This is a genomic window from Roseicella aerolata (assembly GCF_020523605.1).
Lineage (GTDB): Bacteria > Pseudomonadota > Alphaproteobacteria > Acetobacterales > Acetobacteraceae > Paracraurococcus > Paracraurococcus aerolatus.
Genome location: NZ_JAJAQI010000059.1, coordinates 1 through 26,990, shown reverse-complemented (window position 1 = coordinate 26,990; position 26,990 = coordinate 1). Strand labels below are relative to the sequence as shown.

Here is a 26,990-nt window from a genome sequence, read left to right as displayed (position 1 = left end):
CGCCATGTCCAACACTCCCACCGCCCCCGACCAAAGGCCCGAGGCTAGCGTCCGAACATGGGTCAACTCTCAGTGGCAACTTAACCCCAAACCGGGTCAGCTCTCAGTGGCAATCAACAGGGACCCACTCAGGCGTCGTTTGAGCTAGGCTATGCCTGACTCCTGGCGCGGGTCCCCTCCGCGCCGCATCCGATCTGGCGGGAGACGACGTCATGGAGAGTCTGGCGCAGCATGATCTCCAGGCCTGCGCGACGGCCGACGACGTGAGCCAAATCGTCGCCCGCGTCCCTGGGCTGATGCGCCGCATGCTGGGCGAAGGGCAGAGCACGCGCATGATCGGGCATGCCGTGTCTGACATCGCGGACGCGGTGACCACCCGGCTGCTCGGCCAGGCGGAAGACAGGCTCGGCCCCCCACCGGTGCCCTACGCCTGGCTTGCCGCCGGGTCGCAGGGGCGCCGGGAGCTGACCGCCGGATCCGACCAGGACAACGGCATCGTGCTCGACGACGCCTTCGAGGAGGGGGGGGCGCACCGCGCTTATTTCGCGGCGCTCAGCGCGCATGTCTGTAACGGGCTGCACGCCTGCGGCTATGTCCACTGTCCCGGCGAGATGATGGCGATGACGGAGCGCTGGTGCCAGCCGCTCTCGGTCTGGCAGGGCTATTTCCGGGAGTGGATCGAGCAGCCGGAGCCCAAGGCGCTGATGCTGGCCTCCGTGTTCTTCGACTTCCGAACCATCGCCGGCACCGCCTCGCTGTTCGAGAGCCTGCACGGCTTCGTGCTGGACAAGACGCGCCGGAACACGATCTTCCTCGCCTATCTGGCAAGGAACGCGATGAGCCGGCAACCACCCATAGGATTCTTCCGCAATTTCCGCCTGGCCCGTGGCGGCGAGCATGACGGGACGATGGACCTGAAGATCCGGGGCGTGACCCCGATCGTCGAGCTGTCGCGCGTGCACGCGCTGTCGGCCGGGATCGCGGCGGTCAACACCTTCGAGCGTCTGGAAGCGCTGGGCGCGGCGGGTGTCCTCAGCTCGAACGGCGCGCGCGAGCTGGGGGAGGCGCTGGAGCTCATCGGCACGCTGCGCCTCCGGCACCAGGTCAGGATGGCAAGCGAGGGGAAGAGGCCGGATAATCACGTCCGGCTCGATACGCTGTCCGGCGCCGAGCGGAAGCGGCTGCGGGCCGCCTTCGTCCTGGTCCGGACGATGCAATCCGCCATGGCGGCACGGTACCGGCACGGCTACCTCTGAACCGGGAAGGTCGCTGCCGAAGAGCAGGGAGCAAGGCAAGGGAGGAGTGGCAAGACACCATGAGCCAGACGATCCTGGTGGCGGACGACGAGCCGAGCATCCTTCTCTCGCTCCAGTTCCTGCTGCAGAAGGCGGGCTACACCGTCCGGGTCGCCCGCAACGGCGAGGAGGTGCTGCAGGCGGTCGAGGAGGCCGTGCCGGACCTCGTGATCCTCGATGCCATGATGCCGGCGCACAGCGGCTACGACGTCTGCCAGCGCCTGCGGCAGGAGCCGCGCTGGCGCGAGGTGCCGATCATCATGCTGACCGCCAAGGGCCGCGACATCGACCGCGAGAAGGGCATGGCGCTCGGCGCCAGCGACTACGTCACCAAGCCCTTCTCGACGCGCGAATTGGTCGAGACGGTGCGTCGGCGGCTCGGGCCCGCGACATGAGGGCCTGCCGGCAGGCGGGACGGAGGCCGGGGCGGTGACCGGAGGCCACGGCCGGGTCGCGGGAGCGTTCCTCCTCCTCGGCGTCCTCGGCGGCTGCCTGGCCGGGCTCACGGTCGTCCTGTTCGGCGAGACGATTCCCGGCACCGCCGCCGGGCTGGTCGCCGCCATCCTGATCGGCACGCTTTCCGCGGCCTGGAAGGTGGTGGACAGCCAGGTGCTGCGGCGCCTGGCGGCGCTGGCGGGCGAGGCGCGGGTAGTCGCGCACGGCACCGCGGAGGCGCGGATCCCGGCCGAGCGCTTCGCCGCCCTGGCCCCCCTGCCGGAGGCGGTGAATGAGATCGGCGAGAAGCTCCTCCAGGCCCGCCGCCGGGTCGAGGAGGCGGTGGCGCAGTCCACGCTGCGGGTCGAGGAGCAGAAGAGCCGCCTGGCCGCGATCCTGAACGACCTGCATGACGGTGTCCTCGTCTGCAACCTCGAGCATCAGGTCCTGCTCTACAACCGCGGCGCCCTGTCGCTGCTCGGGCTGCGCGGCGGGCTTGGCCTGGGCCGCAACCTGCTGCAATTCGTCGCCCCCGAGCCGGTGCTGCACGCGCTGGACCGGCTTCGCCGGCCCTTCAGCCAGGACGGCGCCGCAGGGCAGGCCGAGGAGCGGCACGCGGAGGTCCTGACCGCGCCCGCCGAGGGCCACACGCTGCTCCGTGGCCGCATGGGGCTGGTGGTGACGGGCGAACAGGTCACCGGCTATGTGCTTACCTTCTCCGACGCAACGGCCGAGTTGGCGATGCTCGGGCGCTGCGATACGCTGCTGCGCGAGGCGACGGAAGGGCTGCGCCAACCCGTGGCGAATCTGCGCGCGGCCGCCGAGACCCTCGTCGACCATCCCGACCTGCCGCAGGACAGCCGAGCCGAATTCGAGCGCGTGATCCGCGACCAGGCGGAGGGGCTCTCGGCGCGGCTGGAAGCCATCGCTGCGGAATACCGCGGGATCGCCGGCCGCATCTGGCCGATGGCCGATATCGACTCTGCCGACCTGATCGGCCTGGTCGCCTTCCGGGCCGCACGCGGCGGCCGCACCGTCACCGCGACCGGCCAGCCGCAATGGCTGCACGGTGACAGCCACAGCCTGGTCATCCTGTTCGGCCGCCTGATCGAGCGGGTTGGCCGCCAGGTCGAGGTTGCGGCCTTCGAACTGTCGGCGGATGTGGGACCGTCCCGGGTCTATCTCGACCTTTCCTGGGCAGGCAGGCCTGTCCCCGCAGACGCGCTGTCGGCCTGGTCGGAGGATGCGCTGGAGGGTGCGCTCGGGGGGCTAACCGTCGGGGATGTGCTGCAGCGCCACCACAGTGACCTCTGGAGCGAGGCAGCCGGCGAGGGCCGCGCGCGGCTGCGCATGCCGCTGCCCGCACCCGCCCGGCCGCCGCGCTCCGCCGCACCCGCCATCCTCGCCTCGCGGCCGGAGTTCTTCGATTTCGACCTCCTGCACCAGCCGCTCGCCACGGGCGCGCTGGGGCGCACGGCGCTCGACCAGCTCAGCTACGTGGTGTTCGATACGGAGACCACGGGCCTCAACCCGTCCGGCGGCGACCAGCTCATCTCGATCGCCGGGGTGCGCATCGTCAACGGCCGCATCCTGACGGGCGAAACCTTCGACGCGCTGGTCAATCCCGGACGCCGGATCCCGGCCGCCTCCACCCGCTTCCACGGGATCACTGACGACATGGTGCGTGACTGTCCACCGGTGGCGGCCGTGCTCCCGGCCTTCAAGGCCTTCGTCGACGACGCCGTGCTGGTCGCCCACAACGCCGCGTTCGACCTGAAATTCCTGCGCATGGCGGAGGCGGCGGCCGGCACGCGGTTCGACAACGCCGTCCTCGATACCATGATCCTGTCGCGCTACCTAAAGGGCGACGAGGGCACGCATGCGCTGGATGGCATCGCCGAGCGCCTCGGCGTCCCGATCCATGGCCGCCACTCCGCGCTGGGCGACGCGATAGCGACGGCGGCGATCTTCCTCCGCCTGGTCGGGATGCTGAAGGCGCGCGGCATCGTCACGCTCGACGACGCCATCCGCCGCTCGAACATGCAGGTCGAGTTGCGGGCCCGGGGCCACGGGCTGTGACCCCGCAGGAGCAGGCGCCCGCGCGCGAGGCCCCGGGCGATGCCGACCGGCTGGTCGCGCTCTGCCTGCTCGCCGCCGTCCTCTTCAGCCCCTGGTTGCTGCGCATCTTCGGCGGTGAGGCCGGCGAGGGGCCGGGCTGGCCGCCGCTCTATCTCTATCTGTTCGGCGCCTGGGCTGCGGTGATCCTGCTGGTCGCCCTGCACACCGAGCGCCGGGGCGGGAACCGCCTGCCGCGCGCCAGGGACGGCGCCGGCGGGCAGGACGAGGCCTGATGCCGGCCTGGGCCCTGGTCGGCGTTGCGCTGGGCTACCTCCTGCTGCTCTTCGCAATCGCCTGGTGGGGCGACCGGCGGCCCCGGGGCGCCGCCGGCGGCGGCCTCGGCAGCGGCGCCACGGTCTATGCGCTGTCGCTGGCCGTGTTCTGCACGACCTGGACCTTCTATGGCAGCGTCGGCCGCGCGGCCTCGATCGGCCTCGGCTTCCTGCCGATCTATCTCGGGCCGACGCTGGCGATGACGCTCGGCCTCGTGCTGCTGCGCAAGATTGTCCTGGTCGCAAAGACCCAGCGCATCACCTCCATCGCGGATTTCATCGCGGCGCGCTATGGCCGCAGCCACGCGCTGGGCGGGCTGGTGGCGGCGCTCGCGGTCGTCGTCATCATCCCCTACATCGCGCTGCAGCTGAAGGCGGTCTCCGTCAGCTTCGAGTTGCTCACGGGCGTCGCCGGGTCCACCGAAGGGCCGCGCCCGCTCCTGCTCGACACCGCTTTCCACACGACCTTGCTGATGGCCGCCTTCACCATCCTGTTCGGGGCGCGGCAGATCGACGCGGCCGAGCACCACCCGGGTGTGGTGATCGCGGTCGCCTTCGAATCCGTGGTCAAGCTGGCGGCCTTCCTGGCCCTCGGCGGCTTCGTCGTCTTCGTCCTCTTCGAGGGCTTCGGCGACCTCTTCGCCAGGGCCCGCGCCATGCCGGACATCGCGCGCTTGCTCACGGCGGCGCCCGTGCTGGAAGATGGAGGCTGGGTGACCACCACCATCCTGGCGCTGCTGGCGATCATCTGCCTGCCGCGGCAATTCCAGCTCCTGGTCGTGGAGAACACCGATGAGCGGCAACTGCCGCGGGCCATGTGGCTGTTCCCGCTCTACCTGCTGCTGATCAACCTGTTCGTGCTGCCGGTTGCGCTCGCCGGCCTCCTGCTGCTGCCGGGCCAGGGCACCGATCGCGACATGGTCGTCCTCGCCCTGCCGCTGGTCCATGGCTGGACATGGCTGGCGCTGCTGGTCTTCATCGGCGGGCTCTCGGCGGCAGCCGGCATGATCGTGGTGGAGACGATCGCGGTGAGCACCATGGTCTCCAACAACCTGGTGATCCCGAGCCTGCTGCGGCGGCGCCTGGCCTCAGCCGAACAGGGCCAGAACGGCGAACCGCGGCTGCCCGTGCTGGCGATCCGCCGCATCGCGATCGTGGCGATCCTGCTGCTCGGCTACACCTATTTCCGCCTCGCCGGCGGTGCCTATGCCCTGGTTGCCATCGGGCTCATCTCCTTCGCCGGCGTCGCGCAATTCGCGCCCGCCCTGATCGGGGGCCTCTACTGGGCCGGCGCGACGCGGCGCGGGGCCATCTCGGGCCTCGTCGCGGGCACCTTTGTCTGGGGCTACACGCTGTTGCTGCCCTCCTTCGCACGCTCGGGCTGGCTGCCGCAGGGCTTCATCCTGGACGGCCCCTGGGGCATCACGCTGCTCCGGCCCTATGCGCTGCTCGGCCTCGAGGGGCTCGACCCGCTCACCCATGCGCTGTTCTGGAGCGGCCTCGCCAATATCGGACTCTTCGTCGGCGTTTCCATCTTCGACCGAGCCGGGCCGGGCGAGCGCGCCCAGGCGATCCCCTTCGTCGAGGCCTTCCAGGCGGAGGACGACAAGCCCCGAACCCGGACCGGCTGGGGTGACGCCGCGCTCGCCACCGGCGAACTGGCCCGCCTGCTGCGCCGGCTGCTCGGCCCCGAGCGCGCCGAGGCGGCGCTGACCGAATTCGCGGCGGAGCGGGGCATCGGCCTCGATCCCGACCGCCCCGCGGATGCCGAACTGCTCCTCTTCGCCGAGCGGCTGCTGACCGGCGTGATCGGCGCGACCTCGGCGCGCGTGGCGCTTGCCTCGTTGTCCCAGGGCGGCGGCATCGGGCCGCCCGACCTCATGCGCATGCTGGACGAGGCATCGCAGGTCATCGAGTACAGCCGCCGGCTGGAGCAGAAATCGGCCGAGCTCGAGGCGGCCTCGGCGGCGTTGCGGGCCATGAACGACCGGCTGCGCGAGCTCGACCAGCTCAAGGACGATTTCCTCTCGACCGTCACGCACGAGCTGCGCACGCCGCTCACCGCCGTGCGGTCGCTGTCGGAGATCCTGCATGACAACCCCGAGCTGGAGCTGGCGCAGCGCCAGGAATTCCTCGGCCTCATCATCAAGGAGAGCGAGCGGCTGACGCGGTTGATCAACCAGCTCCTCGACATGGCGAAGATCGAGGCCGGCGCGGTCGAGTGGCAGGTCAGGCGCGTTGACCCCGCGGCGGTGATCGAGGAGGCCGTGGCCTCCACCGGCCAGCTCTTCCGCGACAAGGGCGTGGCCTTGGAGGTGCGGATCCCGCCGGAGATACCGCCCGTGCAGGGCGACCACGACCGGCTCATGCAGGTGCTCGTCAACCTTCTCTCGAATGCCGCGAAATTCTCCCCTGCTGGGACCGGCCGCGTCGAGGTGTCCCTTCGCCTGGAGCCGGGCTGGATCGAGGTGTCGGTCCGCGACAATGGCCCCGGCATCCCGGCAGCGGAGCTGGAGGCGATCTTCGACAAGTTCCGCCAGTCCGGCAAGGCGATGACGGACCGACCTGCCGGCACCGGCCTCGGCCTCACCATTTGCCGGCGCATCGTCGAGCATCTCGGCGGCCGGATCTGGGCCGAAAGTCGGCCGGGCGAGGGCGCGGCCTTCCGCTTCATGTTGCCGGTGGCGCAGCCGGCGCAGAGCCGTGACGGCGGCAGCTCCTCCGCGATGGCGGCGGGCGGCGCCGGGCCCCGTTAACCGCTGCGACTCCTGCTGCGATCCTGGTCCGGGGGGCATTGCCGCCGGTCCCGCGAGGCGACCGGGCGCGAGGGGACCACAGCCGGGCGGCCAGCCGCAGGACGGGGCCGCAGGCCGCTCCGGAGGCAGGAGGCGCCCGCCTGGGCCCGACCATCAGGCCCGGGGCGCCAGCGGATTGCGCCGGGTGGGACCGGATGCGGCCCGCTGCCGCCCCGCCCGCCTATAACGGTGCGGCACAGACCGCACGCCGCAGCGGGTCAGCGGGGTCGAGTTCGACCCATACCGCGCCCTGCGGCATGTCCCCGGGGTCCAAGGCGAGGTCGCGCGGCACATCGGCCCGCCGGGGTGTGGCGCAGTCAAAAAGCTGCAGCGTGGTGAAGGTCGGCATGTAGCGGGCGATGAGGAACACCTCGACCATCCGAAGGCCCGGCGCGCGCTCGTTCCAGCGGATTGCGCGCGGGTCGATGGCGGCGAAGCGCTCGACGCGCGGCACCACCAGGGTCCAGGGCTGGATGATGCTGGTGCTGGCAGGCGCCATGGCGACCGTCAGCGGTGGCGGCAGCGCCGCTGCGGTCCGCCGGAACCACGTGTATTCGCTCCAGATATGGAAGCCGAGCATGGCGGCGCCGGCGGCGACCGGCAGGATCCAGCGCGGCGCGCGCCGGCCGAGGGTGCGATAGGCGACCAGCAGGACACCCGCTGCGGCGACGCCGAGCACCACCGTACCGAGAAGCTGAAAGAGCATCACGTCTCCGGCGGGGGGCGGCGGCACGCCGGGTCGGTGCGCCGCCGGTACGGGGATCAGGGCCGCGCCGCGGCCCCTTGGGCGGGCGAGGGCGGCCATGCCCTTCACCGGCCGGCTGTGGGGAAGGGGCGCCTGGCGGCGTCCCTTCCCCGTTGTATGCCGTCAGTGGCCGACGGCCGTCCCCGCGCCGCGCGGGATGCGGATGCTCTCCACCATTTCCTGGATCTCCACCGGCGGCGGCTGCGTCGCGCGCGAGACGGCGAAGGCGACGCCGAAGTTCAGGAGCGCGCCGATGGTGCCGACCGAGGTCGGGGAGATGCCGAACACCCAGTAGGCCGCGGTATCCGGGAACTGGTTGGTGCCGGGGATGAAGAACCACCCCTTGTAGACAAAGATGTAGATGGTTGTGAACAGCAGCCCCGCCAGCATGCCGGCGATCGCGCCCGTGCTGTTGATGCGCTTCGAGAAGATGCCCATCATCAGCACGGGGAAGATTGTCGCGGCGGCCAACCCGAAGGCCAGTGCCACAGTCTGCGCTGCGAAGCCCGGTGGATTGAGCCCGAGATAGGTGGCGAAGACAATCGCTGCGGCCATGGAGATCCGCGCTGCGAGCAATTCCCCGCGTTCGGATATGTCGGGCTTGAGCGCGCTCTTGATCAGGTCGTGCGAGATCGCCGACGAGATTGCGAGCAACAGTCCCGCCGCGGTGGACAGCGCGGCGGCGAGGCCGCCGGCTGCGACCAGGGCGATCACCCAGGCCGGCAGGTTGGCGATCTCGGGGTTTGCGAGCACGAGGATGTCGGCGTTCACCGTCAGCTCGTTCCCCTGCCACCCGTTCTGCCGGGCCTGGTCGGCGAAGGCGGGGTTCCGGTCGTTGTAGTACTGGATGCGGCCATCGTTGTTCCGGTCCTGGAAGCGGATAAGGCCGGTCTGCTCCCAGGTGCGCATCCAGTCGGGCCGCTGCTCGTAGACCAGCGCCCCGGCGGGCTGCCCGGCGCCGCCCGGCCAGACGGTGTCAATCAGGTTGAGCCGCGCCATCGCGCCGACCGCCGGCGCGGTGAGGTAGAGCAGGGCGATGAAGACCAACGCCCAGCCCGCGGACCAGCGGGCATCGGACACCTTCGGCACGGTGAAGAAGCGGATGATGACGTGCGGCAGGCCGGCCGTGCCGATCATCAGGGACATCGTGAACAGCGCCATGTTGAAGGTGTTGTCGCGATGAGCGGTGTAGGCGCCGAAACCCAGATCCGTCACCACCTGGTCGAGGCGCTGCAGCAGCGGCACCCCGCCTTCGGTGTCGGCGAACAGCCCGAGCGGCGGCACCGGGTTGCCGGTAAGCTGCAGCGAAATGAAGATCGCCGGGATGGTGTAGGCCGTGATCAGCACCACATACTGCGCCACCTGCGTGTAGGTGATGCCCTTCATGCCGCCGAGCACGGCGTAGAAGAACACGACCGCAGAACCGATGAAGAGGCCGGTGGTGGTGGACACCTGCAGGAAGCGCGCGAAGGTCACGCCGACGCCGGTCATCTGCCCGATGACGTAGGTGACGGAGATGACGATCAGGCAGATCACGCCGACGAGGCGCGCGGTCTGCGAGTAGAACCGGTCGCCAATGAACTCGGGCACCGTGAACTTGCCGAATTTGCGCAGATAGGGCGCGAGCAGCATGGCCAGCAGCACGTAGCCGCCGGTCCAGCCCATCAGGTAGGTGGAGTTGTCATAGCCGACGAAGGCGATGAGGCCGGCCATGGAGATGAAGGAGGCGGCCGACATCCAGTCGGCCGCGGTCGCCATGCCGTTGGTCACCGGCGGCACGCCGCCGCCGGCAGTGTAGAACTCGCCCGTGGACCCGGCGCGTGCCCAGAAGGCGATGCCGAGATAAAGCGCGAAGGTCGCGCCGACGACGAGGTAGGTAAGCGCCTGCTGTCCCATTGCTTGCACGCCCCCTTACTGCTCGTCGACGCCGAACTTGCGGTCGATCGCGTTCATCCGCACCGCGTAGAAGAAGATCAGCACGAGGAAGACCAGGATGGAGCCCTGCTGCGCGAACCAGAACCCGAGGTCTGTCCCGCCGATCGCGATGCCGGAGAGGAGCGGCCGGAGCAGGATGCCCAGCCCGAAGGACGCCAGTGCCCATATGATCAGGCAAAGTCGGACGAGCCGAAGGTTCGCCTTCCAATAGTCATCCGGTGAACTTGTGTTTCCGCTCATCTTGTCCCTCTCTGTTTTGTTGTCATTCGGCTGGACGTTGTGGCGCGACTGTGGCGTGCTGACCTTCCTCCTGATGGAACCTGACCTGAACCCGGCAGTCGGCCCGCTTTATGCACGAGGGCTGGCGGGCATGGAGCGGACCGCCGAGCGGCCACGGGATTTGGATGCGACCCGCAAATCCAGCCATCCTCGGAGACCATGCCCACCAAGGTTGAACCTACGCTGCCGCTACCGATCTTGTCACCGGTCGTCGGCACGCCGCTGATCGCCCGCATCGATGATGGGCAGTTATCCCGGGATGGTGGCCTGCTGGCCTTACGCGAGGTCGAGCAGCGGCTCGTGGTCTTGCTGAGCGGCTTGCCGCCTGCATTGACGCCCCCCGCCGCCCCCCCCCGGGGACGCGTCCGACACGGCATCGCCGCGATCCTGCACTGGTGGTGTCCCCGGTAGCGGCGCAGGAGCCTCGGAGCACGGCGCGGAGCGCCCCGTGCGGCGGCCATTACAGGTCTCCTTGGCAGGGTTCGGTTGTTGGGGCCCTTCAGCCCGGTTGAGCGCCGAAGGCGGTCAACGGGAGCCACCATGATGGTCGATGAGACGGTGGTGCCGCGCAGGGGGCTGGGAACGCCCTCGGACGTCGATCTCCTGCGCGGGATGACAGGCCTGCCGCCCAGCGGCCGATGGAATTGGGGGCGGATGGCCTTTGCGGCCCATGGCGAGCGCAGCCCCGATCGGGTGAACCAGCGCACGGCTACAGCGGGCGGGACTGGCAGACCCGGGCCGGCGCGGCCGAATCCCGGCTCCCGAATCTCGGGAAGGGCAGCGGCTTCCCGGGCCTTCCTGCAACCCCGCCGCCTGGCCGGAAGCCTGTGTGGCTAGAGCAGATCGCGGAGGGGCGTGAACGCCCCGCAGCGTGAATCTGCTCTACGGACAGTAGCCTGCAGCGGATTGGCGTTCAGTTTTGAACGCAATCCGCTGTAGGCCCTGGTTGCCCTCCCTCCCGCACGCCCACCCAGGACGTCGGGGCAGCGGCCGCGATCCTGGGCGCGCCTACCGCCCAGGCCCGCCCGGCGCGGCCTGGGCACCAGCCGGTCCGCCGCCGAGCCTGCCTGAGGTCGCGCCCCGCCCTGGCGGACCTGCCGGGCGCTTCGATGCCTGGCCGCCCAACCTCCGGCCTGGGTGCGGCTACTCTGCCGCGACCTGGTCGTGCAGTCCGGCTTCCCGGGTGACGCCGGTCAGGGCACGGCCGGCCAGCCGCGGGGTCTGGCCCCCCGTCGCCAGGTCACCGAGCGAGACGATGCCCACCAGCCGCTTGTCGCGGTTCAGCACCGGCAGCCGCCGCACCTGCTGCTCGGCCATGGTCTCCACCGCCCGGTGCAGGCTCTCGTCCTCGAAGACATAGCGGACCTCGGGCGTCATCACCTCGCGCACCCGGGTGCGGGCCGGGTCCTTGCCCTCCGCGACCAGGCGGAGGGCGATGTCCCGGTCGGTCACCATGCCGACCAGGCGGTCGTTCTCGCCCACCGGCAGCACGCCGGTATCCTCGTCGCGCATGAGGCGCGTGGCCTGCTGCACCGTGTCCTCCGGGCTGGCGGTCCGCACCTCGCGGCTCATCACCTCGGCCACCCGGCCCGCGGGCCGCGATTGGCCCGTCCGGTCAGCCTGCTGCCGTCCGCGCCGGCGCTGCTCGAGCTGCAGCTCGATCGGGCGCAGCGCCTGCTCGGCGGAGTGGCGGGCCGCCCGCAGCAGCTTGGCCTGACCCTCGACCATCGTGTCGAGGTACTCCCGCGCGAAGCGCCGCTGCAGCTCGATGATGGCGCCCGGGTTGGCGAGGCGGAACAGCTCCTGGGCAATGTGCAGGTTGGTACGGGTCGTGCCCTCGATGAGACCGGTCAGGGCCTGCTGCATCTCCCGCAGCCCGCCGGCCGCGACATTGGGCTGCGGCAGCAACACGCGCACGTCCTCCGCACTCTGCTGCACCGCCTCGGCCAGCTTCTGCCCGGCTTCCTTGAGCTGGTTGACGGCATCCTCGACGAAGCGCTGCTGCGCCTCGGCCGCTTGCCAGGTGCCGCGCTGTGCGACCTCCGCGGCAACGTCGCTGGTCCGCTGGGCTGTCTCGGTCCCGGCCTCACTGGCGCGGCGCACCGCTTCGGTGGCGATGCGGCCGCCCTGCTGCACGGCCTGGCCGCCCGATGCCCCGCTGTGCCGCAGCGCATCGCCTGCCGCCTGCGCGGTCGAGGCCGCGGCCGCGCTGCTGCGGCGCGCCACCTCATCCAGGCTGCCCGGCCCATTCTGCTGCCTCTTCGTATCCGACATACTGGAACCTTCCTTCTCCTGGGCCACAAAGGCGGGGATGCGCGCGGGCTCTACCTGCACCGTACCCGCCACCGGATCGCCGGGCGTCGTGGCCGGGTTGAGTTGCTCTCAGAGGCCCGGATCGCCGGCGGTCCGCCGGATCTCGATGGCGAGCTGCACGCGCTCGCGCCGGAATGCAGGCACGACGGCCGCCACGCGCGCGGTGGCGGACAGGCCAGCATCCAGGAATTCCCCGACCGTTTGGGCGTCGTCCGGTGGCAGTTGGCCAATCCGGCGTCCGTCCGGCGCTTGGACCTCGATGGGGCGCGGGAGCTTTCCCACGCCGTCCGCACTGTGCGGCCGCTGGCGCAGGAGCAAGCGAGCACCCACATGCAACCAAGCCTGAGCCCCTGCGTCACCAGCTAGCAGGTAGGTCATACCGGCAAGGGCTACGCCGCCGTCGCGGACCTGCGGCGCGATTGCCAGGCCTTCACACGATGTTGCGTGGGTTGCGCGGATCACGTCCGGTGTCTCACCGGAGCCGCCGCGCGCAGCGGTGCCCGCAGCAACGGTCGGCATGGTATCTGCCACCAGCTGCGCCTGGCGGTCAGCCTGTACGTCCATTCCCTGTTCCTTTTCGGAGATCCTTCCCTGACCCGACGAAGGATCCATGTGGCGCACCATCACTCGCGCCTTGGCTGGGCGTGGACATTTGCCACGCCGCCTGCGTGCTGCCATTCCGTGAAATTACGTAAGTCCCGGGATCGCAACGTCAGCTTCCTGACCACGCAAGCCTTCGGTTCCGCATCAACCTTCGCAGTGTCAGGTGCGGACCGCCCTCGTGACTTCGCCGGGGTGACCTCGCCAGCCGGCACGTCGCCGGTTCTGCCCAGGATGCGGCGAAGCGGGTTCGGTTCTGGCTGCCGCGGTGGTCGAACAGTGCGCTTGTGCGACGGCGCCCCGCGCGAGGGTGACGTCGAGGCGCGTGATGCCCACCTTGCCCGGTGCCAAGGAACACAGGCCCAATAGCCGACCGATCGGCACCAGCGTTGCATGTCTTGGCACACACGGAACAGTCCGGCATGACCGATGCCACCGTAGACCAGCGCCTCACAGCCCAGGATGCAGTGGCTGGGCCGCGCCTTTCCACGGTCGGCGCGACGGAGGTGCCCACCACTCCGGCCGAGGAGCGGTTCAATCGCCTGACCCGACTCGCCCGGCGGCTGCTGCGCACGCCGGTGGCCACCGTCCTGCTGGAGGCCAGCGGGCAGTTCCTCCCAGCCGCCCAGGGCCTGCCTGAGCCTTGGGCCAGCCTCCGCGGCACGCCGCTGCGGCAGTCCTTGCGCTCGGCCATGCGGGCGGGGCTCCCGCTGTTGGTGACCGACATGCGCGAGGACCCGCGCGTGCGGAGCAAGGAAGTGGCCGAGGACCTGGGTATTGCCGCCCTTCTCGCCGTGCCGCTCGCGCTGCCGGGCGGCCGCGCCATCGGCGCGCTCTGTGTCATCGACCACCAGCCGCGCGCCTGGACCGCGATTGAGGAACAGGCGCTGGCGGATCTGGCGAGCACCGCCATGGACGACATGGCCGCAGGCCTGCACCGGCGCGAGCCGGTGGCGGGCACGCTCAGGGCCTCGAGCAAGGAGGCGGACAGGCCCGCCGAGGCGCTGGCTAGCGGCTCGCGCGGTGCAACTGTGCCCCTCGCCTGCGAGCGCGACGCCCTGACCGTGGAGTTCCATGCCAACAGGGCAGCCTTGGAGAAGCGGGCCGAACCGCAGATCATGGCGGAGGCGTTGGCCGAGGCTAATGCGCGGCTCGAGTGCGACGTGGCGGCGCGCACGGCCGAGCTGGCGGCTGCCAACGCGGTGCTGCGGGAGAGCGAGGCACGCTTCCGTGCGCTCTTCGACATCTCGCCGCAGATGGTGTGGGTCGCAGATGCCTGCGGGCGCCTCACCTATGTCAATCAGCACTGCGCCGACTTCCTCGGCCTCGCGGCAGACCAGGTCACTGTCGAGGCCTGGATCGCGGCGCTGCATCCGGAGGACCGCGAGCGGACGCTGGCGGCCTGGAGCAACGCACTTGCCAGCGGCGATGCCTACGAGACCGAGTTCCGTCTCAGCCGCGCTGCCGACAAGGCCTGCCGCTGGTTCCTCGTCAGGGGTGCACCCCTGCGCGATCCGGACGGGCGGGTCGAGCGCTGGATCGGCGTCGGCATAGATATCGACGATCGGCGCCGCGCCGAGGCGGCGCAGCGCGGGCTGATCGAGGCGCTGGCGGTGGCCGTCTACACCACCGACACAGTCGGGCAACTCACCTTCTACAACGACGCGGCCGTTGCCCTCTGGGGCTGGCGTCCCCCGCTGGATGATGCACAGTGGTGCGGCAGCTGGCGCCTTTACCGCCCGGACGGGACGCCACTGCGGCATGATGACTGTCCCATGGCCCTGGCGCTCCGCGAGAACCGGCCCATCCGCGGCGAGGAAGCCGTGGCGGAGCGGCCGGACGGCACCCGCGTCCCCTTTGCCGCCTTCCCGACGCCCCTGCGCGACAGCGAGGGCGCGCTCCTCGGCGGGGTGAACGTGCTGGTGGACCTGACGGAGCGGAAGGCGGCTGAAGCGGCACTGGCCGAAAGCGAGGCACGGCTGCACCTGGCGCTGGAGGCAGGCCGGCACGCCTTCTGGGAACTCGATATCGCAACCGGAGCCGTGCTGCGTGCCTCCTTCCACGATGCGATCTTCGGGTATGGCACGCCACTGCCGGAATGGAGCTACGCGGCCTTCCTGGACCACGTGCTGCCGGAGGACCGGCCGCTCGTGGAGCGCGCCTATGCGGCAGCCGCCGAGAGGGAGACCAGCGAGCAGATCGAATGCCGCATCCGGCGCGCCGGCGACGGCGCGATACGCTGGCTCGAACTGCATGGCCGGTCTCAGCGCGGGCCGGACGGGCAGGTGGTCCGCCTTCATGGCGTGCTGCGCGACGTCACCGATCGCAAGCGGACCGAGGCGGCGCTGCGCGAGAGCGAGGCACGCCTGCGTCTGGCACAGGAGGTGACGGGCATCGGGACCTGGGAGTGGGACCCGGGAACCGGCGAGAATCTCTGGATGCCCGAGAAGTACGCGCTCTTCGGTCTCGACCCGGCGCGCGACGGCCCGATGACCTACGCCCGCCTCCTCGCCGAGATCGTTCACCCGGGAGACCATGCCAAGCTCAAGACCGCGCTGGAGAAGGCGCTGGCGACGGGTGAGACCTATGAGTGCCTCTTTCGCGCCTACCGCCGCCGTCCTGACGGGCAGCGGGAAACCTGCTGGATGATCGCGCGCGGGCGCCGCATTCCCCAGGCAGACGGCTTTCCGGGCCGCATGCTCGGGGTGACCGTGGACATCACCGAACGCCAGGAAACGGAAGCGCAGCTGCAGGAGTTGCAGGCGGAACTGCTGCACGTCTCCCGCCTCAGCGCGGCGGGCGAGATGGCATCGGCGCTGGCGCATGAGCTGAACCAGCCCCTGACCGCGGCCACGAGCGCCCTCAGGGCAGCCCAGCGCCTGCTCGGCGCCTCTTCCCTCAAGAGCCCGGGAGACATGGGAACGGCGCTGCGCGAGGCGATGGACCTCGCCGCCGAGCAGGCATTGCGGGCTGGGCAGATTGTCAGGCGCCTGCGCGATTTCGTCGCCCGGGACGAGGCCGACAAGCGATTGGAAGATCTGCGCGCGCTGATCGAGGAGGCAGGCACCCTGGCGCTGGTGGGCGCAAGGGAGCGCGGCATCCAGGTCGAGCACCGCCTGGCCGCCGCGCTGCCCCCGGTGGTCGTCGACCGGATCCAGATCCAGCAGGTGCTGTTCAACCTGATCCGCAACGCATTCGAGGCAATGGCCCCGGGAGACGGCAGGGGGCCATCATGCCGCCGCGCGCTGGTGATCGCGGCGGCGTCCGCCGGCCCCGAGCTGGTGGAGATCACCGTCGCCGACACCGGTCCGGGCCTCGCGCCCGACATCGCCGGCCGCATCTTCGAGGCATTCGTGTCGACCAAGCCGAGCGGCATGGGCATGGGCCTGCCGATCTGCCGCTCGATCGTCGAGGCCCATGGCGGACGGCTCTGGGCGGAGCCCAATCCTGGCGGCGGCACCGTCTTTCGCTTCACCCTACCGGTGGCGCCCCCGGAGGAGGCGGACATGTAGCGGGGAGCAAGCGAGATGACCGAGGACGAGCCCCTGCGGCAGGAGCGGCCGACCGCCCCCGAAAGCGGCAGCCCTAGGGTGCACGTGATCGACGATGACGAGCCGGTCCGCCGCGGATTGGCCATGCTGCTCAGATCGGCTGGCATCCCCGTCGAGACCTACGCCTCCGGCATCGCTTTTCTCGACGCGGTTCCCGGCCTCGGCGAGGATATCGGGTGCGTCCTGACGGACATACGGATGCCGGATCTGGACGGCGTGGAGCTGCTGCGCCGGCTCAGGGCGCGGGGCTTCCGGCGCCCGGTCGTCGTCATGACCGCGCATGGCGACGTCCCCACCGCGGTCGAGGCGATGCGGGCGGGCGCGTTCGACTTTATCGAGAAGCCGTTCGACGATGAGGGCCTGCTGGCGATCCTCAAGGAGGCGCTGGCGCTGCGGGGCTCACCGCCCTGGGCCGCCGGCCTGGCCGATCCTGCCGTCGCCGAGGCCGCCGCACGGATCGCCGCGCTGTCGCCGCGCGAGCGCGAGGTGCTGGAGCGGCTGATGGCCGGGAAGCCGAATAAGGCCATCGCGAACGAGCTTGGTCTCAGCCCGCGTACGGTCGAGGTCCACCGGGCGCGGCTGATGGCGCGGCTCGGGGTGGGCAGCGTCGCCGAGGCGGTCCGGCTTGCGGTGCAGGCCGAGCTCGGGGCACGCGCCGCGAACGGCAGCAGCTGACCGCGTCTGCGTCGCCCCCGAGAAAGATGGCTTTCAGGCGACCGGCCGCCCCGGGGGCGGGCCCTGGACCGCAGGGTGGGTCAAGCCTGCCTGTCTCGACCCGAAGCCGCCCTCATGCCCTGCGCCTGCGGCGCACCGCTCGGCAGCGCCGGCTGGCCCATCGGATTTCGCATCCCGACGATGTTCAGCGGCCGGGCAAGCCGTGCGCGCACGGGGGGGGGCGAGATGATATCCCGACTGAGTGCGGGCTGGCCGCTCGGCAAGCCTGCTGAGAAAAAAGCCATCCGGACCCTACTGGCCGGATGGCTGTACAGTTTCCCTCAACGTACGTCACACAGGCGGCAGGAATGGAGCAGCGACAAAGGCAGGTACTGTCCTGCTCCCCCCCCACCGCGCAGGACTGTGGATCAGGGATTGCTGGAGGCCAATTGCGTATAACTACGTAAATGCGTAGTCGTGCGTGACCCGCATGGATTCCGGGGCGCGGGCGCGACGGCATTGGTGGTGGCGCGCGAGACCTGCGCGCCGGACTCGCAGCGGGCCTGCGCCTTGCCCTTGCCGATGCGCTCCACCTCCGGCGCGTGCAGCGAGCATGGCGTGCCGCGGCCGCGGTCCTCGCGCCATTGCCGCAGCAGCCGGGCGATGGGGCAGGGCGGCCTGGCCCGCGATCCTGTGGCCGATATCGCGGACCAGGCGGCCGCGCCTCGAATGCGCCATCGGCAACGCGCCGTTCGCCCCGCCGGCGCTCCGCGCCAGTTCAGGCGGCCGAGCTGCGGCTTCAGCACCTGGCGGGTCCTGCGTGGCCCCTCCCTCACCACGGGCGGCAACGGTGATCCGGGCTCCCGAGCCTGCCTGCGATTCAGGCCGGGCGACCACCGCCGGAAAACAACTCGAACCCCGCCGGCACCTCCCGGGGCTGGTGGCCGTCCAGCATCTCGCGCGCCATCTCGACACTGCGCAGCACCGTCTCGGCCTCGTAGGGCTTGCGGATATAGCCCAGCGCGATGTCCCTCACCCGCCGCGCCTCCATGAGCTGTCCGCTGGCGAAGATCGACAGCACGCCCCATCGCTCGAAGAGGGCCCGCGCCACGTCCACGCCGTTGCTGCCGTCCTGGAGGTCGACATCCAGCAACGCCAGCTCCGGCGGCGCCGGCTCGCACAGGGCCAGGGCCTCGTCCAGGGTCGCGGCCGGCCCCATCACCTCGTGCCCCGCACGCTCCAGGCTCTCCGTCAGCATCAGGGCGATCAGCGCCTCGTCCTCAACCACCAGGATCCGCATCGCCGCGCCTCCACCCTCTGAAAGCAACCTGAGGGTGGGCTACCAACGTGCGGGCGGCGCCCTGGTGCGTACGGAAATGTACAAGACCCGCCACGGCTCGCGATGTCGTTCCCCAAGGCCGGCAGTGCCTGCCCAGGGCACATCACTGGCCACCCCGCCGGTGCGGGCAGAATTCAGCCGCGGGCGGTTTTTCCCCCGGTCCGTGCGCTTCCGCGCTGACACCCGGCGCCTCATGCCACCATATGCGGCACATCGCCCGCCGCGACCTTTCCGGCGCGGGCGGCTGAGAGACGCGCCAGTGCTCCCGCCGACAGCCCGTTGCAGGAGCTATTCTTGGTCCTTCCCGGTCAATTCCCCCCCGCACCCCGCAACCGCCTGCTCGCGGCCCTGCCGCCCGGGGATCTCGCCCGGCTCTGGCCACGGCTCCAGCCGGCCGAACTCGCGCTGCGCCAGATCCTGCACGCGCCGGAGGAGCCGGTCACCGCCGTCTACTTCCCGGAGAGCGGCTACGTCTCCCGCCTCGCCCCCATGGATGACGGCGACAGCGCCGAGATCGGCCTCATGGGCCCCGAGGGCATGATCGGGCTGTCCATCCTGCTCGAGGGCGACCGCGACAGCTTCGAGACCATGGTGCAGGTGCCCGGCACCGCGCTGCGGATGGAGGCGGGGGCGTTCCGCGAGGAGGTGGACCGCATTCCGTCCTTCCGCTCCATCCTGCACCGCTACACGCTCGCGCATTTCGAGCAGGTGGCGCGGACGGGGGCCTGCAACGGACGCCACAACATCGACCAGCGCCTCGCGCGCTGGCTGCTGATGGCGCACGACCGGGTCGAGGGCGACGGGTTCCCGATGACCCACGAATTCCTGTCCATGATGCTGGGGGTGCGCCGCGCCGGGATCACCGTGGCCGCGGGCACGCTGCAGAAGGCGGGCTTCATCCGCTACGAGCGGGGCCGGATCGAGATCACCGACCGGCCCGGCCTCGAGGCTGCCTCCTGCGAGTGCTACGGCATCGCCCGCCGCGCCTCTGACCGCCTGCTCGGGCCACCGGCGGGAGCCACCAGGCCCTACTGGCGCTGAAGCCGCCCTCGCCGGAGGTCCGGTCCCCGCCGGGCCTCCGTGAAAATTCGATCAGTGTCGATCACCACGCAATTCGCCTGGAATTGCAGGCGGGGCGCCGCCGGGGGCGGGGACAGTGGCGTTGTCCCTCCCGGTACAGTCCCATCGCAGGCGGATGTCGTATGCCAGGGTCCCGGTTCTACTACGAGATACGCGACGGCGGCATCCTTGCCCGTGATGACGAGGGGCAGGTGTTCGCCGACGGCAAGGCCGCCCGGGAAGATGCCGTGATGCTGCTGACCGAAATGGCCCGCAGCCTGCCGGGCAGGGGCAAAGACAAGAACAAGATCACCGCCCGTGTACGGGATGGGGCGGGAAAGCTGATCTTCACGGCAACACTCTCACTGGACGTGGAGTGGAATGATTAGAACCGGTGGGGGAAATTGCCCGGATGACAGGACGGGCGGTTGAGGACTGTACGATACTTGCATTGGGTGGCGCGCGGCACCAGATAAGGTTCATCGCCCGCTGACACCCTCCGGCGCGGGCGGCCGAGAGAGGCTTGTGCTCCCGCCGACATCTTGTCGCATGGGAGCCCATGATGGCCCTCTTCGACCACGCCACATCCGCTCCCCGCAACCGCCTGCTCGCGGCCCTGCCGCCTGAAGACCTCGCCCGGCTCCGGCCCCGGCTCGAAGCCGTCCCACTCACGTTGCGCGAGGTCCTCTCCGCACCGGGCAAGCCGATCACGGCCATCTACTTCCCCGAGACCGGCTATGTTTCCATGCTGGCCTATCTGAAGGACGGCGACGTCATCGAGGTCGCGGCCGTCGGCAACGAAGGGATCGTCGGGATGCCGATCCTGCTCGGGGACGACAGCGACGATTGCGAAGCCATGGTGCAGAACCCCGGCACCGCCCTGCGCATGGACGCAGCGGCATTCCGCGCGGAACTCGACCACACACCCGCCTTCCGCAGCCTCCTGCTCCGCTCTGCCCTGTTTCAGCACAGGCAGGTGGTGCGCACGGCGGCCTGCAACGGGCGCCACCACACCGACCAGCGCCTCGCGCGCTGGCTGCTGGTGGCGCGCGACCGGGCCGAAGGTGGCGCCTTCGCGATGACCCATGAGCTCCTCGCCATGATGCTGGGCGTGCGCCGCGCCGGGATCACCGTCGCGGCGAGCCAGCTCCAGAGGGCGGGCCTGATCCACTACGAGCGGGGCCGCATCGAGGTCACCGACCGGCCCGGCCTGGAGGCGGCCGCCTGCGAGTGCTACGGCGTCGCCCGGCGTGCCCTCGATCATCTGCTCGGGTCGAATCCGAGGGTGCAGAGCCTCCGCTGCCACTGAGGCCCTGCCCGCCAGGCGGCCGCGGCACGGCCGCGCGCGGTCCCCACCGGCCTTGTTCAGGCGTGGGCCGCGGCAGGCAGGCTGCAGAAGGCGGCCTCATTCGCTCCGCGCGGGCCGGTTTCGGGGTCGCCTCCTGCGGGTGCCACGGCATCGCCCGGCGCGCTACAGCGGATTGCGTTCGGAACTGAACGCCCATCCGCCGCAGATCATTGATTGCAGGACGGATGCCGCGCGCGGCCGCGGCGCTCAGGGCCCACTGCGGTTGGTTCGCCTGACCTCCTGCGCTCCGGCGCGCAGGAAGCGCTGCACCGCCGCCCCGCCCTGTTCCCCGCTGCCTTCCGCCCCGGGGGCCGGGTTCGTCTCGCCGAGCAGGCGTGCTGCCAGATGCTGCCGCGCACGGAAGACGCGGCTTTTCGCGGTGCCCACGGCGCAGCCGGTGGCCTCGCCGACCTCCTCGTAGGACATGCCCTGCAGCACGACCATGAACAGCGCCTCCCGCTGGATGGGCTGCAATTCGCCCAGCGCCCGCTGCAATTCTTGCAAGGCAAGGCGATCCTCGTGCCCGGCCTGCACCGCAAGGGATGCCGGCGGCGCATCATCGATGTCCATGATCTCGCGGCGCTTCCGCAGGCCGCTGATGAAGCGGTTGCGCAGGATCCGGTACATCCAGGCGCGGAAGTTGGTACCTGGCGTGAAGCTGTGCTGCGCGGCGAGCGCGTTCATCGCCGCGTCCTGAACGAGATCATCTGCCGCAGCCCGGTTGCGCGTCAGCGCAAGCGCCTGGATGCGCAGCTTCGGCAGGAAGGCGACGAGGTCTGCGTGGAAGTCACCCGTCATCGATTACTCCTGAGCCGCGATAGGTCTGTTGCGGTCGGTCGGCTTGTCCGGTGGTCCACCGGGTGCCGGTGGTGCTGCCCGGCCCGGGGACGGCGAAAAGATGCGTCGGCCCGATCATGCTCGCGGCCGCTCACGGAACCGCAACCAGGGCAGGTATCCCGGCGGCTGTTGGCGCGGTTACGTACCGCGCCTGCCGGGTTCCCAGCACCGTGAACCTGGCATGTCCGCGGCAGCCGCTTCCGGCAGTGCGCCTTGGCCTGCGCCGGACGGCCATCCGGAGCCGGGTGAACCGACCCGGCCGCAGGGCCGCCGCCGCGCGCGGGTGAAGAAAGACTTGTCACGTGACCGGGCGTCCCGCGTTGCACGTCCCTGGCCGCGCGGCGGCCCATCTCGGCATCGGAGCCAGGTCATGCGACGTCCCGCCCCCACCCTCGTCATGCTGGGCGCCTTCGCGCTCGGTGTCCTGGCGGCACCTGCCGCGCCGGCCCAGCCCGCGGCGGACACGCTCGGCACGGTGCGCGCCCGCGGCGTCCTCGCCTGCGGCGTCGCGCCATCCGATCCCGGCTTCTCCATCCCCGATGCGCAAGGCGTCTGGCGTGGCCTGGATGTGGACTACTGCCGCGCCGTCGCGGCGGCGGTGCTGGGCGATGCGGAGAAGGTGCGCTTCGTGCCTTCCTCCACCCAGCAGCGCTTCACCATGCTGCAGTCGGGCGAGGTGGACCTGCTGGTCCGCAACACCACCTGGACCCTGGGCCGGGAGGCCTCGCTCGGCCTGGTCTTCGCCGGCGTGAACTTCTACGATGGCCAGGGCTTCATGGTGCGCAAGGATCTCGGCGTCTCCTCCGCCCGCCAGCTCGACGGCGCCACCATCTGCGTGCACCCGGGCACCACGACCGAGCAGAACCTGGCGGACTACTTCCGCACGCACGGCATGACGTTCAGCCCGGTGCTGATCGAGGGCACCGAGGAGTTGCGCGGCGCCTTCCTCGCCGGCCGCTGCGATGCCTTCACCGGCGACGCCTCCACCCTGGCCGCCTTCCGCGCCGCACAGGGCCCGAAGGCGGACAGCCTTGCCATCATGCCGGAGATCATCTCGAAGGAGCCGCTCGGGCCGGCAGTGCGTCAAGGCGACTGGCGCTGGTTCCAGGCGGTGCGCTGGAGCCACTTTGCCCTGCTGGCCGCCGAGGAGCTGGGGGTCACTAGGCAGAACATCGACCAGTTCGCGTCCAGCCCGAACCCTGATGTCCAGCGCTTCCTGGGCCGCACCGGCGACCTCGGCCGCGCGATGGGGCTGGAGAATGACTGGGCAGCCCGCATCGTGGCGCAGGTCGGCAATTTCGGTGAGCTGTGGGAGCGCAACATCACGCCGCTCGGCGTACCGCGCGGCCCCAACGAGCTCTGGACCCGTGGCGGGCTGCACTACGCGCCACCCCTCCGATGAGGGGCAGCCGGGCAAGGCGCGTCCTGGGCGTCGCGGCTGCCGGGCATGTCCGTGCGAAGGCCGCGAATGCCCTGAACCATTCGGCACGGGGCCGGTGGCGCAGGCGCCCGGCCGCGGGTCATCCCGGCGACAGGGTTGCGCGCAGGCCATGCCAGGTCAGGCAGGCAGCAGCGCCTCCTCTCGCTGCGCCCTGGCCGGCGGCCCGGCGCGCCGGCCTGCCTTCAGCGCGCTGCCGATCGGGCTGGCCGCGCGACCGGCAGTCCGGCGCGGGCCGCCCTTCGCGTCGTGACCCGCCTCAGGCCGCTTGGCGGGCAGGCTGGTCCTCCGGCGCAGTCCGGGTGACCAGGGCGAGGCCGGCTTCCAGCAGGCCGAAGACGAGATGCGGTGCCCAGACGCGGTCGGCGAAGCCGAGCAGCCAGGGCGAGGCGGCCAGCAGCAAGCCAGCAAGCACATCGATCCCGAGATGGACCGGCATCGGGACCAGGCGGATCACCCCGAGTTCGAACCTGGTCAGCAGGGCCAGGCCGATGACGCCGAAGCCGAGCAGCCAGAACGCCCATTGCGGCGCACCGCCGCCCGAGAAGTCCAGCACGTAGGGCGCGCCGATCAGCAGCAGCGCGTAGATGTAGTCGATGACACCGTGCACCCGGGTGGGGACGAAGCGCATTGCTGGACCCTTTTCATGCTGGCTGCCCTCGACGGCCGGGAGCGGCGAGGCGAGGTCGCCCGGCCTCCGTCACTCTTGCCGCCAGGGCTGTGTCGTGCGGCGTTCCGATGATGGCCACGCAAGCTCAGCCGGGTATTTCCCGTCACGGCGGAACTTCCTGCGACCAGGGCCGGGCTGAGCGAAACCGGGCGCGGGGCGTCCAGGCGTGTCGCCTGCGAACCCCGCGAAACGCGCCCGACCTGTGCTGCCGCCCGGCCGCTTGCACTGTCTCCCGCGTCGCCGGGCGGCGATGTCCCTGCCGGCAGGAAAGCTTGCCGCTCATCGGCATCGGGCCTCGTTCTCCGATGACCTGAGAGCGCGCTGCACAGCGGCCGCGCTCCCAACCCACAGACAGTGCCCGCCGCCGCTGAGGCGCGCTGCCCGAGACCCGCTCGGGCCCAGGCCGGATCCCTGGCGCCGGCGCATCGCACCGGGTTTGAGGTGTACGGAACTGGACAGACAGACTCATCCCTGCAGGCGATGACCGGCGCGAGCGGTCTGGCGGCGACCTTCCCGGTCACCCTGGCGCCACTCGGATCGCCAGCAGGGTTCAGGAAGGCAGGCCCATGCACAATCGACCTGCCCCTTGCCTGCCGGCCATGCTGCGGGGCCGCCGGATCTTCATCGTCGAGGACGAGGCGCTGGTCGCCCTGGTGGTCGGGTACGGCCTTGTCGATGCCGGTGCGGAGGTTGTTGGTCCCGCTGCCTCGGTCGGCGAGGCATTGGAGCTGATCAATCGCGCGCAGCATGAGGGCCGACTGGATGCCGCCGTGCTGGACATCAACCTCCAGGGCCTCGCGGTCTCGCCAGAGGCCGACCGTCTCGCCAGCCTCGACGTGCCTTTCGTCTTCAGCACCGGCTATGGCGAGAACTGCGATCGGGGTGCGCATCCGGCCGCGCTGGTCCTGGCCAAGCCGTTTGGTCCCCACGCGCTGGTCGCCGCCGTCGAGGGCCTGGTGGCCGGCCGGTGAGCGCGGCCGGAGCGACGATCGCCAGAGGTCGCATCGCGCAGGCCACCGGCCCGACGCAATGGTCCGGAGGCAGGCTGCCGACAGGCACCTGCGATGGTGTCCCGGAACGTCGTGCAGACCGACCCCGAGACCGTCGGCTGCCCGCGGCACGGCGCAACCGCGCCCCTGCGGGCGGGTTCCCTGCCCCCCTCCCCCATCCGGACCAGAGCCTTGGCACCACGCATCGGCTTCCATGCCTCGCACGAGCAATTCCCGCCCTCCGAACTGCTGCGCCTCGTGCGCGCCGCGGAGGCGGCAGGCTTCGATGCCGCCATGTCATCGGACCATTTCCGCCCCTGGGGCACGGCGCAGGGGCATTCGGGCTTCGCCTGGTCCTGGCTCGGCGCGGCCATGGCGACCACAAGCCTGCCGATGGGCGTCATCTCCGCCCCCGGCTACCGCTACCACCCCGCCATCATCGCCCAGGGCGCGGCGACGCTGGCGGAGATGTTCCCCGGCCGCTTTTGGCTGGCGCTCGGCAGCGGCCAGCGGCTGAACGAGGACATCACCGGCCTGGCCTGGCCGGAGAAGGCCGAGCGCAACGCGCGGCTGCGCGAATGCGCCGAGGTCATCCGCGCCCTGCTGGCCGGCGAGGCGGTGACGCATCGCGGCCGCGTCACGGTGGTGGAGGCAAAGCTCTACAGCCGCCCGGAACGGCCGCCACCGCTGCTCGGCGCGGCGGTGACGGAGGCAACGGCGGAGCAGGTCGGCGCCTGGGCGGACGGGCTGCTGACGGTCTCCGCCGCGCCGGCGCAAATGCGCAAGGTGATCGAGGCCTTCCGCCGCGGCGGGGGCGTGGGCAAGCGCGTGGCGGTGCAGGTCGGGCTGAACTGGGCGCCGACCGAGGCGGAGGCGCTGGCCGGCGCGCATGAGCAGTGGCGCACCAATGTCCTCGGCGGCGAGGTGAACTGGCAGCTCCGGACGCCGGAGGAATTCGACACGGCGACGCGCTTCGTCCGGCCGGAGGACATGCGCGGGTCCGTCTGGATCTCCGCCGACCTCGGCTGGCACGCCGCACGGCTCCAGGAACTGGTCGCGCTGGGTGTCGAGGAGATCCAGCTGCACCAGATCGGCCGCAACCAGCAGGAGTTCATCGACGCCTTTGGCGCCCGCGTGCTGCCGGCGCTGCGGCCGTGACCGGGGCGCGCCTGGTCTGGGCGGCCGGTGCCCGGCTGGGCGAGGGCGCGCTCTGGGACGATCGCCTTGCGCGGCTCTGGTGGGTGGATATCGAGGGGCGCCGCCTGCACCGCACCGACGCGGCCGGACGGGACCGCGCCTCCTGGCACCTGCCGCACCGGCCGGGTCATGTCGCGCTGACGGAGGACCCGGAGCGGCTGGTCCTCGGCCTGCAGCCCGGCCTGTTCCTCTGCGCGCCGCGCACCGGCCGGATCGATCCCCTGGCGGTGCCGGAGGGACACACGGCGGCGCACCGGCTCAACGACGGCAAGGTGGATGGCGCGGGCCGGCTCTGGTTCGGCACCATGGGCATCGACGAGCAGCCCGGATCGGGCGCCCTGCACCGGCTGGAGCGGCCGGGGCGGTGCCTGCGCCTGGAGGGGCCGTTCACCGTGCCGAATGGCCCCGCCTTCTCCCCGGATGGCGGGCGGCTGTACCTGGCCGACAGCCCGGCGCGCCGCGTCTTCGTCATGGAGATCGAGGATGGCCGGCCCGTCCGCCGGCGGGAATTCCTTCGCTTCGCCGAGGAGGAGGGCTACCCGGACGGCATGACCGTGGATGCGGAGGGCTGCATCTGGGTGGCGCATTGGGATGGCGGGCGCGTCTCTCGCTTCGCCCCGGACGGGGCGCGGCTGCAAAGCATCGCCTTGCCGGCGGCCAGGGTGACGAGTTGCGCCTTCGGTGGCGAGGGGCTGCGCACGCTCTTCATCACCACGGCGGGCGGGCGGGGCCGCCCCGGAGGCGCGCCGGAAGGAGAGCCGCCGGAGGGTGGCCTGTTCGCGGTCGACACCGCGACCTCCGGCCTTCCAGCGGGGCGCGTGCGGCTCGGCCAGGAGGTCGGGCCGGACCGGATGCGCTGACCGGGCTGCGACGCCACGGGTTCGGTGGACCGGCGCCGGCTACAGCGGATTGCGTTCATATCTGAACGCTCATCCGCTGGTGCTCCTTGTTTTTTCGAGCAGATTCACGCCTTCGGTCGTTCACGGCCTCCGGCGATCTGCTCTAGCAGCCTGTCGGATTCCCAACGGGCCTGAGATCGGCGAGTCTGTTCGGCATGACGCAGTTCATTCCGTTCAGCCGCGACCAGGCTTTTCTGCTGCCGCCGGATGCCAAGGATTGGT

The 26,990-nt window shown here is 70.8% G+C and carries 22 protein-coding genes and 1 pseudogene; 15 read left to right on the top strand and 8 right to left on the bottom strand.

Annotation, left to right across the window (positions count from 1 at the left end; translation table 11 throughout):
* Window positions 1-212 precede the first annotated feature (212 nt).
* Genes LHA35_RS24975 through LHA35_RS24955 form a run of 5 tightly spaced genes read left to right on the top strand, consistent with a single transcriptional unit; the run spans window position 213 to window position 6,876 of the window.
* Window positions 213-1,256: a DUF294 nucleotidyltransferase-like domain-containing protein gene (locus LHA35_RS24975; RefSeq protein ID WP_226613603.1), complete on the top strand. Its 1,044-nt coding sequence runs from the start codon at window positions 213-215 to the stop codon at window positions 1,254-1,256.
* Between the two features lie 59 nt (window positions 1,257-1,315).
* The gene (locus tag LHA35_RS24970; RefSeq protein WP_226613601.1) at window positions 1,316-1,690 is read left to right on the top strand and encodes a response regulator transcription factor; all 375 of its coding nucleotides are present in this window, start codon (window positions 1,316-1,318) and stop codon (window positions 1,688-1,690) included.
* 34 nt (window positions 1,691-1,724) lie between these two features.
* Entirely contained in the window at window positions 1,725-3,809 is a 2,085-nt protein-coding gene (locus LHA35_RS24965; protein ID WP_226613600.1) for a 3'-5' exonuclease, read from the top strand.
* A complete protein-coding gene (locus LHA35_RS24960; protein WP_226613598.1) occupies window positions 3,806-4,081 on the top strand; it encodes a hypothetical protein in 276 nt (91 codons plus the stop codon). Before LHA35_RS24965 ends, LHA35_RS24960 begins: the two co-directional genes overlap by 4 nt.
* A complete protein-coding gene (locus tag LHA35_RS24955) occupies window positions 4,081-6,876 on the top strand; it encodes a sensor histidine kinase (RefSeq protein ID WP_226613596.1) in 2,796 nt (931 codons plus the stop codon). The genes LHA35_RS24960 and LHA35_RS24955 overlap by 1 nt, the downstream gene beginning before the upstream one ends.
* A gap of 220 nt (window positions 6,877-7,096) precedes the next feature.
* Here LHA35_RS24955 and LHA35_RS24950 read toward each other — a convergent pair whose 3' ends face one another.
* The 3 genes from LHA35_RS24950 to LHA35_RS24940 form a co-directional block, all read right to left on the bottom strand.
* On the bottom strand, window positions 7,097-7,621 hold the full coding sequence (locus LHA35_RS24950; protein WP_226613595.1) for a hypothetical protein: 525 nt from the start codon (window positions 7,619-7,621) through the stop codon (window positions 7,097-7,099).
* 162 nt (window positions 7,622-7,783) lie between these two features.
* Window positions 7,784-9,556 (bottom strand): sodium:solute symporter family protein, encoded by a 1,773-nt coding sequence (locus tag LHA35_RS24945; RefSeq protein WP_226613593.1) that lies wholly within the window; start codon window positions 9,554-9,556, stop codon window positions 7,784-7,786.
* A gap of 15 nt (window positions 9,557-9,571) precedes the next feature.
* Entirely contained in the window at window positions 9,572-9,835 is a 264-nt protein-coding gene (locus tag LHA35_RS24940; RefSeq protein WP_226613592.1) for a DUF4212 domain-containing protein, read from the bottom strand.
* Window positions 9,836-10,033: 198 nt separating this feature from the next.
* Here LHA35_RS24940 and LHA35_RS24935 point away from each other — a divergent pair.
* Window positions 10,034-10,224 (top strand): annotated as a pseudogene (locus LHA35_RS24935) (IS1380 family transposase); the annotation flags it as partial.
* A 793-nt stretch (window positions 10,225-11,017) separates the two neighbouring features.
* Here the strand turns inward: LHA35_RS24935 and LHA35_RS24925 are convergent.
* Window positions 11,018-12,148, bottom strand: a complete 1,131-nt coding sequence (locus tag LHA35_RS24925; protein ID WP_226613590.1) for a CBS domain-containing protein — start codon at window positions 12,146-12,148, stop codon at window positions 11,018-11,020.
* 108 nt (window positions 12,149-12,256) lie between these two features.
* Window positions 12,257-12,811 carry a hypothetical protein gene (locus LHA35_RS24920; protein WP_226613588.1) on the bottom strand — a complete coding sequence of 185 codons (555 nt, stop codon included), beginning with the start codon at window positions 12,809-12,811 and terminating at the stop codon, window positions 12,257-12,259.
* A 398-nt stretch (window positions 12,812-13,209) separates the two neighbouring features.
* Between LHA35_RS24920 and LHA35_RS24915 the strand changes: the two genes are divergently transcribed.
* Together LHA35_RS24915 and LHA35_RS24910 are read left to right on the top strand one after the other, a co-directional pair.
* Window positions 13,210-16,299 carry a PAS domain S-box protein gene (locus tag LHA35_RS24915; RefSeq protein WP_226613587.1) on the top strand — a complete coding sequence of 1,030 codons (3,090 nt, stop codon included), beginning with the start codon at window positions 13,210-13,212 and terminating at the stop codon, window positions 16,297-16,299.
* A 15-nt stretch (window positions 16,300-16,314) separates the two neighbouring features.
* Window positions 16,315-17,013 (top strand): response regulator transcription factor, encoded by a 699-nt coding sequence (locus tag LHA35_RS24910; RefSeq protein WP_226613586.1) that lies wholly within the window; start codon window positions 16,315-16,317, stop codon window positions 17,011-17,013.
* Between the two features lie 859 nt (window positions 17,014-17,872).
* Here LHA35_RS24910 and LHA35_RS24905 read toward each other — a convergent pair.
* On the bottom strand, window positions 17,873-18,292 hold the full coding sequence (locus LHA35_RS24905) for a response regulator (protein WP_226613585.1): 420 nt from the start codon (window positions 18,290-18,292) through the stop codon (window positions 17,873-17,875).
* A gap of 333 nt (window positions 18,293-18,625) precedes the next feature.
* Between LHA35_RS24905 and LHA35_RS24900 the strand changes: the two genes are divergently transcribed.
* From LHA35_RS24900 to LHA35_RS24890, 3 genes are all read left to right on the top strand, one after another.
* A complete protein-coding gene (locus LHA35_RS24900; RefSeq protein WP_226613584.1) occupies window positions 18,626-19,372 on the top strand; it encodes a Crp/Fnr family transcriptional regulator in 747 nt (248 codons plus the stop codon).
* A 161-nt stretch (window positions 19,373-19,533) separates the two neighbouring features.
* Window positions 19,534-19,779 (top strand): DUF6894 family protein, encoded by a 246-nt coding sequence (locus LHA35_RS24895; protein ID WP_226613583.1) that lies wholly within the window; start codon window positions 19,534-19,536, stop codon window positions 19,777-19,779.
* Window positions 19,780-19,952: 173 nt separating this feature from the next.
* Window positions 19,953-20,699 (top strand): Crp/Fnr family transcriptional regulator, encoded by a 747-nt coding sequence (locus LHA35_RS24890; RefSeq protein ID WP_226613582.1) that lies wholly within the window; start codon window positions 19,953-19,955, stop codon window positions 20,697-20,699.
* Between the two features lie 246 nt (window positions 20,700-20,945).
* Here LHA35_RS24890 and LHA35_RS24885 read toward each other — a convergent pair whose 3' ends face one another.
* Entirely contained in the window at window positions 20,946-21,536 is a 591-nt protein-coding gene (locus tag LHA35_RS24885) for a sigma-70 family RNA polymerase sigma factor (protein ID WP_226613580.1), read from the bottom strand.
* Between the two features lie 409 nt (window positions 21,537-21,945).
* On the opposite strand from LHA35_RS24885, the gene LHA35_RS24880 reads away from it, so the two are divergent.
* Entirely contained in the window at window positions 21,946-22,977 is a 1,032-nt protein-coding gene (locus tag LHA35_RS24880; RefSeq protein WP_226613579.1) for an amino acid ABC transporter substrate-binding protein, read from the top strand.
* A gap of 295 nt (window positions 22,978-23,272) precedes the next feature.
* Here LHA35_RS24880 and LHA35_RS24875 read toward each other — a convergent pair whose 3' ends face one another.
* Window positions 23,273-23,644 carry an SPW repeat domain-containing protein gene (locus tag LHA35_RS24875; protein WP_226613577.1) on the bottom strand — a complete coding sequence of 124 codons (372 nt, stop codon included), beginning with the start codon at window positions 23,642-23,644 and terminating at the stop codon, window positions 23,273-23,275.
* A 605-nt stretch (window positions 23,645-24,249) separates the two neighbouring features.
* On the opposite strand from LHA35_RS24875, the gene LHA35_RS24870 reads away from it, so the two are divergent.
* The 3 genes from LHA35_RS24870 to LHA35_RS24860 all read left to right on the top strand — a co-directional run bounded on the left by LHA35_RS24870 (window position 24,250) and on the right by LHA35_RS24860 (window position 26,729).
* Window positions 24,250-24,654 carry a response regulator gene (locus tag LHA35_RS24870; protein WP_226613575.1) on the top strand — a complete coding sequence of 135 codons (405 nt, stop codon included), beginning with the start codon at window positions 24,250-24,252 and terminating at the stop codon, window positions 24,652-24,654.
* Window positions 24,655-24,864: 210 nt separating this feature from the next.
* Complete coding sequence (locus LHA35_RS24865; protein WP_226613573.1) at window positions 24,865-25,830, top strand: TIGR03885 family FMN-dependent LLM class oxidoreductase; 966 nt, start codon at window positions 24,865-24,867, stop codon at window positions 25,828-25,830.
* A complete protein-coding gene (locus LHA35_RS24860; protein ID WP_226613572.1) occupies window positions 25,827-26,729 on the top strand; it encodes an SMP-30/gluconolactonase/LRE family protein in 903 nt (300 codons plus the stop codon). Before LHA35_RS24865 ends, LHA35_RS24860 begins: the two co-directional genes overlap by 4 nt.
* Window positions 26,730-26,990 lie beyond the last annotated feature (261 nt).